The sequence below is a fragment of the bacterium genome, assembly GCA_030654305.1.
Taxonomy (GTDB): domain Bacteria; phylum Krumholzibacteriota; class Krumholzibacteriia; order LZORAL124-64-63; family LZORAL124-64-63; genus PNOJ01.
The window spans coordinates 1-10,376 of sequence record JAURXS010000238.1; the positions used below are offsets into that span (position 1 = coordinate 1).

General features: G+C 68.6%; 12 protein-coding genes and 1 tRNA gene. 1 reads left to right on the plus strand and 12 read right to left on the minus strand.

Annotated elements, in window-relative coordinates; translation table 11 throughout:
• Positions 1 to 310: hypothetical protein (locus tag Q7W29_06615; protein MDO9171487.1), on the minus strand; the 310-nt coding region annotated here is incomplete at its 3' end.
• A gap of 225 nt (positions 311 to 535) precedes the next feature.
• A complete protein-coding gene (locus Q7W29_06620) occupies positions 536 to 943 on the minus strand; it encodes a PqqD family protein (protein MDO9171488.1) in 408 nt (135 codons plus the stop codon).
• 165 nt (positions 944 to 1,108) lie between these two features.
• On the opposite strand from Q7W29_06620, the gene Q7W29_06625 reads away from it, so the two are divergent.
• Positions 1,109 to 1,462 carry a hypothetical protein gene (locus Q7W29_06625; GenBank protein ID MDO9171489.1) on the plus strand — a complete coding sequence of 118 codons (354 nt, stop codon included), beginning with the start codon at positions 1,109 to 1,111 and terminating at the stop codon, positions 1,460 to 1,462.
• 116 nt (positions 1,463 to 1,578) lie between these two features.
• On the opposite strand, the gene holA is transcribed toward Q7W29_06625, so the two are convergent.
• The 10 genes from holA to Q7W29_06675 form a co-directional block, all read right to left on the minus strand.
• Positions 1,579 to 2,610: a DNA polymerase III subunit delta gene (gene holA / locus Q7W29_06630; GenBank protein MDO9171490.1), complete on the minus strand. Its 1,032-nt coding sequence runs from the start codon at positions 2,608 to 2,610 to the stop codon at positions 1,579 to 1,581.
• A complete protein-coding gene (lptE, locus tag Q7W29_06635; GenBank protein MDO9171491.1) occupies positions 2,610 to 3,149 on the minus strand; it encodes an LPS assembly lipoprotein LptE in 540 nt (179 codons plus the stop codon). Before lptE ends, holA begins: the two co-directional genes overlap by 1 nt.
• Entirely contained in the window at positions 3,130 to 4,551 is a 1,422-nt protein-coding gene (locus tag Q7W29_06640) for a sigma-54 dependent transcriptional regulator (protein ID MDO9171492.1), read from the minus strand. The genes lptE and Q7W29_06640 overlap by 20 nt, the downstream gene beginning before the upstream one ends.
• Before the next feature lie 99 nt (positions 4,552 to 4,650).
• Positions 4,651 to 5,433 carry a sugar transferase gene (locus Q7W29_06645; protein ID MDO9171493.1) on the minus strand — a complete coding sequence of 261 codons (783 nt, stop codon included), beginning with the start codon at positions 5,431 to 5,433 and terminating at the stop codon, positions 4,651 to 4,653.
• Between the two features lie 202 nt (positions 5,434 to 5,635).
• Positions 5,636 to 6,595: a polysaccharide biosynthesis/export family protein gene (locus Q7W29_06650; GenBank protein MDO9171494.1), complete on the minus strand. Its 960-nt coding sequence runs from the start codon at positions 6,593 to 6,595 to the stop codon at positions 5,636 to 5,638.
• A gap of 33 nt (positions 6,596 to 6,628) precedes the next feature.
• A complete protein-coding gene (locus Q7W29_06655; protein MDO9171495.1) occupies positions 6,629 to 7,567 on the minus strand; it encodes an SDR family oxidoreductase in 939 nt (312 codons plus the stop codon).
• Positions 7,568 to 7,586: 19 nt separating this feature from the next.
• Positions 7,587 to 8,879: a nucleotide sugar dehydrogenase gene (locus Q7W29_06660; GenBank protein MDO9171496.1), complete on the minus strand. Its 1,293-nt coding sequence runs from the start codon at positions 8,877 to 8,879 to the stop codon at positions 7,587 to 7,589.
• A 113-nt stretch (positions 8,880 to 8,992) separates the two neighbouring features.
• A complete protein-coding gene (locus Q7W29_06665; protein MDO9171497.1) occupies positions 8,993 to 9,346 on the minus strand; it encodes a hypothetical protein in 354 nt (117 codons plus the stop codon).
• A gap of 116 nt (positions 9,347 to 9,462) precedes the next feature.
• Positions 9,463 to 9,539 (minus strand) — tRNA-Arg (locus Q7W29_06670).
• A gap of 41 nt (positions 9,540 to 9,580) precedes the next feature.
• The coding region (locus tag Q7W29_06675) for a hypothetical protein (protein MDO9171498.1) at positions 9,581 to 10,376 on the minus strand (796 nt) is incomplete at its 5' end.

Genomic DNA, 10,376 nt, shown 5'->3' on the forward strand with positions numbered 1-10,376 from the left:
CTCCGTATTTGGCCAAACTCCGCGTAATCTTCTGGTTCTCGAATCGATCAATGGAACTGATCCCGAAGAACTGTCCGAATTTCATTTGGCTGATCGATGGTGCTACTGCGTAGCGCAACACCCTGATGATTCGGGAATCAGCAAGAACTGCGTCAGCAGTGATGTTCCCGAAATCATTCGTAAGACTAGCCGCAATGTCATAAATTTCAACGTTTTGCAGGAGTGCGTTGGCATACATCGCCTCCATAGAATCCAAATAGATCAGCATCTCGCGTTCACGCGATTTGACAAGATCTTGCGCGACTGTCATCCTGGGTGTTCCTTTTATTGCAATGAGTTATGCGAGCCCGCAGTGCCTTTACACGTTGCAGTTGGAAGATACTCCGGAAGATTCGCCCGGTCAATCAACTGGCACCGTTGCGATATAGCGAAATACCGTACAGTCGGGGTTACCACTTCCTCTTCGCCGGCACAGCTCCACGGCATTTGAACGATGATGCCGCCCACACCATCACGTCACCACGATTTCTCACGATTATTCAACACGGGTCGGGGGAGTGGCCTCCTGCTGGAGGCTCACGAACCCGTGCCGCTCCAGTTCCTGCAGGAAGAGCCAGACGCGCTCACTGGCCTGGTCGGCCTGATCCGGGTGCGCGGCCACGAACGCGCACATGATCTCGGCGAGGTTGCGGCGGCCGTCCAGCAGGCGCCAGATCGTGCTGCCGAAGGCCTCGAGGCGCACCTCGACGTGGGCCCGTTCGGGCGGCAGGCGGGATTGCAGCCAGCGCGAGAACGGACCGCTGTGGAAACGCGGTTCCAGCAGGACGACCTGCGCGACGCCGTCGGCAATCGACTCGCGCGCCTCAACCAGGGTCCGCGGCACCAGCTCCAGGATCCGCTCGCCTTCGACCAGCCGGCGTCGCTTCCACCATCGATGACCCATGCGGACTGTCGCCTCCTCGTATCCCCAGGTACCAGCAACGAACGGCCGACGGCGCAGGCTATCATCGATCCCGGTCCGTCACAAGCTGCGGCGCGTTCCACGCTTTTCATCGCCGCGGCGATCCGCTACACTGCGAACGTCGTCCGCCGCCGTGAAAGGAACGCCATGAACGAACCGACCGCCACGGAACGCTGGTGGGGCGCCGCCTGCTACGCCAGCGCGTTGGTCGTGCTGCCCATCCTGATGGTGGAGCACAAGGGGGAGTTCCTGGCCCGCCATTGCCGGCAGGGCTTCACCCTGCTCGCCGCCGAGGTGGTGCTGCTGCTCGTGCTGGGGATCGTGGACGCCAGCCTCGGCCGCATCCCGCTGCTCGGCATGCTGCTCTCGATCGCCCTGCACCTGGTCGGCCTGCTGGCCTGCCTGGGGATCTCCGCGCTGGGCTTCGCCCGTGCGCTGGCCGGTGAAGCCTGGAACCTGCCGTTCCTCGAGGAATTCGCGCAGCGGGTCCCCATCCACTAGGAACACCGACCCGCAGTCGCGAGGGGGACGCCAAACCGCAGCCCCGCCGAGCCTTGCAGCAACCGCTTCATTGATTGCGCATAATGTATATTATGTTAAGCTGATAATCTTCCGGCTCACGCGGCGCAGATTTCCAGGATGGCCCTCTCGAGGATCATCTCGGGCTCCAACGGGCTGCTCTTCATCGCCGCCTCGCAGCGGTGGCAGGCTCGCAGCGCCCGCTCCACCGTGGCGTCGCCCCACGCGCGCGCCGTCTCCTGGGACTGGCGGGCGGCGAACGGCGTGATGCCCAGCAATCCCGGCACCGCCTTCTCGGGCTGACCCTCGGCGCGCAGCGCCGCCACTTGGGCCACCTGCTTGACCCGCCAGATCAGCAGCGGCGCCAGCTCGAACGCCGATCGGCCCTCCGACAGGAACCTGTGGAACGCCGCCAAGCCCTCGCGCTGACGTCCGGGTCCGAGCTGCTTGACCAGCTCGAACGGGTCGATCGCCCGCTGTTCCAGGATGACGGCCCGCAACGCCGCCTCGTCCAGCCCGCCTTTGGCTTCGGCGGCGATCAGGGACAGCTTGTCGAGTTCGCCGTCCAGGGCGTGCAGGTCGTCGCCGACCAGCTCGACCAGCATCTCGGCCAACTCGAGCGCCAGCGGCAACGACTTGTCCTTGGCCCGGCGCACGGTCCAGTCCACGAGATCGCGGCCGCTCGGCGGCGCCATCTCGTAGTGGCAGCCGGCCGTCTTGCAGGCTTTGACCCAGGATTTCCTGCCATCCACCTTTTCGGACATGAGGATCAGGGTCGTCGCCGCGACCGGATCGGCCAGGTAGCGCTGCAGGGCCTGTTCCGCGACCGCGTCGCCGACCATGTGCTCGGCCCGTTTCACCCAGATCACCTGGCGGTCCCCGAACATCGGGTAGCTGCGAGCCTGCTGGAGGATGCGGTCGCAACCTGCTTGCTCGCCGTCGAATACGTGGGAATTGAAGGCCGAGCCCGACGCGCCCAGGAGCTTGTTCACGAGGTAGTCGACGATGCTCGCGGCGCGGTGCGTGTCCTCGCCGGCGAGCAGGTAGACGGGCCGATAGCTACCCGCCGCCAATTCGCGGCGCAAGGTGGCGAAATCGGGACCGTCGCTGCGGGCGCCCCAGTTCGCCATCACCAATCCTCCACGATCAGGCCCAGGACCTCGCGCACGATCTCCGCAGCGGCTTCCCGACGTGCCGTCAGTTCGCTGGTGGCGCCGTCGCCCAGGATGAAGTTGCCGCTGCCGTTGAGGCGCTTGCGGGTGAAGACGTTCTCGCCGCCGTCCATGCGGCGCATGGTCAGCTCGACGGAGATCTGGACCTGGTACTCGTCGACCTGCATGTTGCCGCCGGTGGCCGTGGTGAACGCCTCGCGGAGCTTGTAGCCGACCACGCGACCGGTCAGCTCGGTGCTGGCGGCCTCGGGACCCACCACGCGCAGCGTGTTGTCGTCCTGCAAGGCGGTGATGATGGCCTCGGTCAGCTCGATCTCGATGCTGGGTTCGGCGGTGGCGTTCTCCAGGTAAGGCACGTTGACCAGGCGCAGCGAATCGTCGACGCGCCCGCTGCTCGTGGAATAGACGCCGCAGCCGCCGCTCACGACCGTCAAGGCCACCAGCACGACCGGGATCAAGGCACCGAAACGCTGTTCTTCAACGCGATGCAGGTTCACGCACTTCCTCGCTGATCTTGTACATCTTCAATCTGTATCGCAACTTATCGCGATTCATGCCCAGGAGCTCCGCGGCGCGCGTCTGGTTGCCGCCGGCCAGGGCCAGCGCCTGCCGCACGCACCGCTCCTCGGCCCGCGCCAGCGTCTCCTCCAGGTGCAGCCCTTCCGCGGGCCAGGGGCCGCCCAGCAGGGCGGTGAGCTCCTCACCCGGCGGCGCGGCGACCGACTTCGCCTCGGTCAGGTTGAGCTGGGCCGAATCGATGGCCTCCCCCTCCCCCAGCAGCACGGCGCGCTCGATGACGTTGCGCAGTTCGCGGATGTTCCCCGGCCAGTCGTAGGCCAGCAGGGCGCCGACGGCGTCCGGCGCCAAGCCGGTCGGGCGCTTGTGGAACTGCAGCGCGTAGATGCGCAGGAAATGGTCCGCCAGCGGCAGGATATCCTCGGGGCGCTCGCGCAGCGACGGCACCCGCAGGGGGACCACCTTGAGGCGGTAGTACAGGTCCTCCCGGAACGTCCCCTCGCGCACCATGGCCGCCAGGTCGCGATTGGTCGCGGAGATGACGCGCACGTCCACCGTGATGTCCTTGAGCCCACCCACCCGCCGGAAGGTCTGGCGTTCGAGGACGCGCAGCAGCTTCACCTGCAGGGTCGGGGCCATCTCGCCGATCTCGTCCAGGAACACCGTGCCGTGGTGGGCGAGTTCCAGCAGGCCCTGCTTCAGCTGCCCGGCGTCGGTGAAGGCGCCCTGCTCGTGCCCGAACAGCTCGCTCTCGAGCAGCTTCTCAGGCAGGGCGGCGCAGTTGATCTCCAGGAACGCCTTGCCGCTGCGCGGGGAGCTGGCGTGGATGAGGTTGGCCAGCACGTCCTTGCCGACGCCGGACTCGCCCTCGATCAGGATCGAGGTCCGCTCCCCCTGCGCGATCTTGCGGACCGTCGCGTAGATCTCCAGCATCGCGGGGGCCTCGCTCATCACCATCCCCGGCGTCCGGGCGAAGCCCTGCCCCCGGCGCCGCAGGGCGGCGAGTTCGGCGGCGTCCCGCGTCGCCTCGAGACCGCGGCGGATGGCCAGCTGCAGCTGTTCGACCTTGAACGGCTTGCGGATCACGTCGAACGCGCCGGCGCGCATGGCGTCGACCGCCGTCTCGAGGTCGATGTGCGCGCTCATGATGATCACGCACATCCGCGGGAACAGGGCGTGGATCTCCCGCAGGACCTCCAGGCCGTGGCGGTCGGGCAGGATCATGTCGAGCAGGACCAGGTCGGGGATCAGCTCGCGGACGGCCGACAGGGCCGTCTCGCCGTCGGCGGCCGTGCTGACGGTGTGGCCCTCGCTCGCGAGGGTCTGCCGCAGGAACTGCAGGATGGAGGCCTGGTCGTCGACCACGAGCAGCTGGGCGGACATCTCACCTCCGGCGGAATGCGGCGGGTCACGGCGCGATTATCGAGGGGCGGGGCGCTCCTGGCAAGACCGAGTTGGCGGCACGGGGACGCGGGGAATCGTTCAGTGGGCGCCTTCGCCCTCCAGCAGGACCCGGAAGGTCAGGGCCAGGATCCGCAGGTCGGTCCGCAGGCTGAGGCTGCCGATGTACTGGCGGTCGAGGGCGACCTTGCGGCGGACCGAGTCGACGTCGGTGTCGTAGCCGTTGATCACCTGGGCGAGGCCGGTGATGCCGGGCAGCACGATCAGGCGGTCGTGGTAGCAGGGCACGTCGTTCTCGAGCTGGCGGATGAAGCAGAGCCGCTCGGGGCGCGGCCCGATGACGCTCATCTCGCCGCGCAGGACGTTCACGAACTGCGGGAACTCGTCCAGCCGGGTCTTGCGCAGGACGCGGCCGACGCGGGTCACCCGGTCGTCGTGCTTCGCGGCCCACTGCGGCCCGTGCGCCTCGGCGTCCTGGCGCATGGTGCGCAGCTTGAAGATCCGGAAGGGACGGCCGGGATAGACGACGCGCCGGCGCTCGGGGTAGGACGGGCAGGGCGAGCGGCGCTGGCGGCGGTCGATGCCGATGCGGGATTGCAGGAAGAAGACCGGGCCGCGCGAGTCGAGCTTGATCGCCAGCGCGATCAGGGGCAGGAACGCCCCGAAAACCGCCAGCGACACGATCGCGATCACGACGTCGAACCCGCGCTTGATCCCCCGCGCGTAGGCGACCGCCCGCTCGGTGACGAGCCGGTCATCGTGACCGGACGGCGGCTCGAGCAGGCCGTCGCCGACCAGGGAGGTCCGCAGCGGTCGGCGGTCGTGCCGTGCCTCGGCCAGGAACGGATCGTTCTCGACTCTCACAGGAAAGAGCCTCGCTTCCCCAATAGTGACTCGCCGAACGGACCCGCGACGTCACATTTCCCTCGGGCGAGGATGCAACGATCATACAGGAAATGGCGCCGACTTTCAAGATTATCGGCTCAGGAGCGTACTTCTTGAGGAGGGAACAGCCGGAAAGCGGAAGCCCGCATCCCGTTCCCGGGCGCGGGCTTCCGCTCGGCGTTCAGTTGAGCCGGTTCACGGCGATCGAAACGGCGGCCGCCGTCGAGATCGTGCCCAGGATGATGGGGTAGATGGTCCGGAAGAACCCCGGCGAGCGCTGGGGTACCTGGACCGTGTCCCCGGGGTGGACCAGCGGGTTGCCCGCCAGATCGCCCCGCTGCAGGAAGGCGCCGAGGTCCACCGGCTGCGAGGTGTGGCGGCCCTGCCGGTCGGCGTGGACCCACCAGACCTGCTCGAGGTCGCCGGTTTCGACCGGCGCGCCGGCGAGCATCAGCACGCTCATCAGCCGCGTCGGCTCGTTGATGAGGTAGGTCCCGGGCGCGGCCACGCCGCCGAAGACCTGGACCCCCTGCGCCGGCGCCACCTGCGCCGCCGCGTTCCCGGGCACGATGACGGTGTCCCCGGCCCGCAGCGTGACCGGGGCCGAAGGGCCGCTGCCGTTGAGGATGCCGCTGATATCGTGGACCTCGGCCGTGGTCTCGCCGGTCCCCTCGGCCACCACGCGCACCTGCGTGAGGTTGGCGTCGGGCGCGGGGCCGCCCGCGGCGCGCAGCGCGTCCCAGAGCGACGGCACCGTCTCGAACGTGTAGCTGCCGGGGTTCGCGACGGCGCCCAGGACGTAGACGCGCAGGGCATTGTACTGCATCACGGTCAACGAGACGTCCGAGATCTCGCGGTTGAAGAGGCGCAGCTTCTCCAGCACGAGCTGCTCGGCCTCGCGCAGGGTCAGCCCCGCCACCGTCACCTCGCCGACCAGGGGCGCCACCGCGGTGCCGTCGGGCCGCACGGTGAGGCTGCGGTCGAGCGTCGGCTGCTGCAGGACATTCAGCTGCACCACGTCCCCGCTGCCGAGGCGGTAGGCCGCGGGCGGCTGGGCCGGGATGGCCGTCGTCTGCGCCGGGGCCGCGGTCGCGGCGGCGACGAACAGGACGGCGAGCAGGCAGACGGTGCGACGGTTCATGGGGCTCCTCCCGTTCCGGCGGTGCCGGACGGCTCAGGCCAGCTGCTCCCGGTACCAGGCGACGGTGCGCGCCAGGCCGGTGGCGAAATCGATCTGCGGCACGTAGCCGATCACCTCGCGCGCCAGCGAGATGTCGGCCTGGGAGTGCGGCACGTCGCCCGCGCGCGCGGGGCCGTGGACGGCCGGCAGGTCCGAGCCGGCGTGGCGCTGGATCAGCGCGTACAGCTCGTTGAGCGAGAAGCGGTCCCCGCAGGCCACGTTCACGGTGCGGCCGCCGGGGTCGGGCGCGTCGGCCGCGCAGAGGTTCGCGTGCACCACGTTGTCGATGTACGTGAAGTCGCGCGAGAAGGTGCCGTCGCCGTTGATGACGGGCGCCTCCCCCGCCAGCAGGCGGGTGATGAAGATGGGCACGACGGCCGCGTACTGGCTCTGCGGGTCCTGCCGCGGTCCGAACACGTTGAAGTAGCGCAGGCCGACGCAGCTCAGGCCGTACAGCTTCGCGAACACCGAGAGGTACAGCTCGCCCACGTACTTCTGGACGGCGTACGGGGACATCGGATCGTAGGGCATGTCCTCGCGCTTGGGCAGGCTGGGCGAATCGCCGTAGGCGGAGCTGCTGGCCGCGTAGACCAGGCGCTTGACACCGGCGTCGCGCGCGGCGACCAGCATGTTCAGCGTGCCGTCGACGTTGTGCAGGTGAGACGTGACCGGATCGTCGACGCTCCGGGGCACCGAGGCCAGCGCGGCCTCGTGGAAGACGACGTCGACGCCCTGGCAGCAGCGCCGGGCGGTCTCGGGATCGGTGATCGACCCCTCCACGAACGTGATCGCGTCGCGGACGGCCGCCAGGTTGGCGAGCTTGCCGGTGGACAGGTTGTCCAGGACCGTGACCTTGTCGCCGCGCGCCACCAGGGCGGCCGCGAGGTGCGAGCCGATGAAACCGGCGCCGCCGGTCACCAGGCATGTCTTCATGTTCCCTCCGTGTTCCCGTCTAGAGCTTGAACAGGTGTTCGCTCCGGTGCCCCTTCAGGGCGTTGCGCGTGTCGATGACCGGCTTGCCGGTCTCCAGCAGCAGCGCATGGTCGACGGCCCGGTGCGGGGTGACGATCACCGCCGCATCGAACGCCTTCAGCGCCTTCAGGTTCCAGTCCGTCAGGCGGGTCAGGGCCTCGAACCCGTGCAGCGCCGGCACGTGCGGGTCGTACCAGGAGACCAGGGCGCCGCGCTTGTGCAGGAGTTCCATGATATCCAAGGCCGGGGATTCCCGCACGTCGTCGATGTCCGGCTTGTAGGCCACGCCGACGCAGAGCAGGCGGCTCCCCTTCACCGAGCGCTCCACGCTGTTGAGCGCGGTGGCCACCAGGCCGGCCACGTGCCGCGGCATCCCGCCGTTGACCTGGCCGGCCAGCTCGATGAAGCGGGCCTCCATGCCGAACTGGCGGGCCTTCCACGAGAAGTAGAAGGGGTCGATGGGGATGCAGTGGCCGCCCAGACCCGGGCCGGGATAGAACGGCATGAAGCCGAAGGGCTTCGTGGACGCGGCGTCGATGACTTCCCAGACGTCGATGCCCATCGAGTCGCACATCAGGGCGATCTCGTTGACCATGCCGATGTTCACGCTGCGGAACGTGTTCTCGAGCAGCTTGACCGTCTCGGCGACGCGGGCGTTGCTGACCGGGACGACCCGGTCCATGACCTGGCCGTAGAGGGCCGCGGCCGCCGCGGTGCAGGCCGGCGTCACGCCGCCGACGACCTTCGGGATGTTGCGGGTCTGGTAGACCGGGTTGCCCGGGTCGACGCGCTCCGGCGAGAACGCGAGGTGGAAGTCCTTGCCGACCACCAGGCCGCCCTCGTGCAGCCGCGGCAGGATGACTTCCTCGCAGGTGCCCGGGTAGGTGGTGCTCTCCAGGATGACCAGCATCCCGGGATGCAGGCGCGGCGCGATGACGTCGACGGCCGACTGGATGAAGCTCATGTCCGGGTCGTGGGTCTTGCTCAGCGGCGTCGGCACGCAGATGTTCACGCTGTCGCACTGGGACAGCACGTCCGGCGCGGTCGTCGCCTTCAGCAGGCCGGCGTCGACGGCGGCCTTCACGTCGGCGGCGGGCACGTCGATGATGTAGCTGTCACCCCGGTTCAGGGCCGCGACCTTGCCCTCGTCCAGTTCGATGCCCGTGACCTTGAAGCCCGCCTTGCAGTACTCGATCGCCAGGGGCAGGCCCACGTAGCCCAGCCCGATGACCGCGAGGTGCGCGGTGCGCTGCTCGAATTTCTCCTGGATCATCTTCCCCATCCTCTTCTTTTCCGGCGTCAGCCGGTTGCGGACGGCGTCCGCGTCAGGCGAACCGATGTGGCCGGACCGTTGAAAGCAAGGAGAGTGCCACCACGAACCGGGGATCAGTTCGGATCCCAGCCGGTCCGCGCCCGGGCGCGCCAGAGGCGCCACTCCCTGAGTAACTCTTTTATTTCTATCATGTTAAGAACGATGCGCCGAACCGTCAAGGCCAGCGTGACCAGCACCAGTCCCAGCAGCAGGATCTCACCCCAGACGCCGGCCTTGGCGCGGTGGTGATCGAACAGCCGGTGCGCGGACAGGCCGAAACTGACCAGCAGCCCCGCCAGGATGGCCGCCAGGGCGACCTTGATGCTGCGCTGGATGAGTTCGTCACGACAGCGCAATGACTGGCGCAAGGGGAAGGCGTCGGACTCCTCTGCGAATCGTGATCGGTAGGGGCGGCCGTCGTCGCTCACGCTGTCCTCCTGCGCGGAACGTCCTCCTGCGTGAATCCTTCACGCTGTCGACCGACTGCGGCCATAGAAGAAGGGTCTCCGGTCCGTCCAGAAACCCCTAGTCGTCGTTCGAGTTCTGGTACGCCCGGCGGGATTCGAACCCACGACCTCTTGCTCCGGAGGCAAGCGCTCTATCCAGCTGAGCTACGGGCGCACGATGAGCGGCAGCTAGTATCGCCGCTGGGAGTGCGGGGGTCAACCGGCATTTGCCCGGCCGCTGCGGGCAGCGACGGGGATCTCGCGCCCGGCATCGCGCAGCAGATCGCGGGCGTAGGACCGCTGGGTCTCGGCGCCGCCCTCGACCCCGGCGCCGCCGAGCAGCCGCGCGATCTCGTCCACGCGGCGGACCGGATCCAGCACCGCGACGTCCAGCAGCGTGCGCCCGCCGACCCGGCTCTTCTTCGCCAGCCAGTGCAGGGAACCGTGGACCGCCATCGTCGGCAGGTGGGTGATGCAGAGCACCTGGGCGCCGGCCGACAACCGCCGCAGCAGACCCGCCACCGGCAGGGCGTTGTCCATGCCCAGGCCGGCGTCGATCTCGTCGAACAGCAGCAGCGGCGGCTCCTCGTCCCGGCGGCGCAGGACGGTCAGGCCGAGGTGGAGGCGCGACTTCTCCCCTCCCGAGGCGATCGCCGCCGCCGGCGCCGCCTTCTCGCCGAGGTTGGTGCGGATGAACAGCTCCACGTCGTCGGCGCCGTCGGCCTGCACGCGGCAAGAGGTGCCATCTACAGGCAGGGCGCCCGTGGGATCGAGGCGGGGCGTCACCCGGAATTCGAGCGCCAGGTCGGGCAGGGCCAGCGGCCGGATCAGGTCCTGCGCCGCGCGGGCCAGCCCGGGCGCGGCGTCGCGGCGCAGCCGGCGCAGGTCGGAGCAGGCCTGCGCCAGCACCCGTCCGGACTCCTGCAGGGCGGCTTCCAGATCGGCCAGATCGTCGTCGGCGGCTTCCTGGCGGGCCACGCGGTCGTGCAGGCGCACCAGCAGGTCGTCCAGT

Excerpts from the sequence above, each read along its gene's own strand:
- holA (MDO9171490.1), bottom strand. The coding sequence starts at position 2,610 with ATGGCGAACTGGGGCGCCCGCAGCGACGGTCCCGATTTCGCCACCTTG.
- Q7W29_06620 (MDO9171488.1), bottom strand. The coding sequence starts at position 943 with ATGGGTCATCGATGGTGGAAGCGACGCCGGCTGGTCGAAGGCGAGCGG.
- Q7W29_06640 (MDO9171492.1), bottom strand. The coding sequence starts at position 4,551 with ATGTCCGCCCAGCTGCTCGTGGTCGACGACCAGGCCTCCATCCTGCAG.
- Q7W29_06660 (MDO9171496.1), bottom strand. The coding sequence starts at position 8,879 with ATGATCCAGGAGAAATTCGAGCAGCGCACCGCGCACCTCGCGGTCATC.
- Q7W29_06650 (MDO9171494.1), bottom strand. The coding sequence starts at position 6,595 with ATGAACCGTCGCACCGTCTGCCTGCTCGCCGTCCTGTTCGTCGCCGCC.
- Q7W29_06655 (MDO9171495.1), bottom strand. The coding sequence starts at position 7,567 with ATGAAGACATGCCTGGTGACCGGCGGCGCCGGTTTCATCGGCTCGCAC.
- Q7W29_06625 (MDO9171489.1), top strand. The coding sequence starts at position 1,109 with ATGAACGAACCGACCGCCACGGAACGCTGGTGGGGCGCCGCCTGCTAC.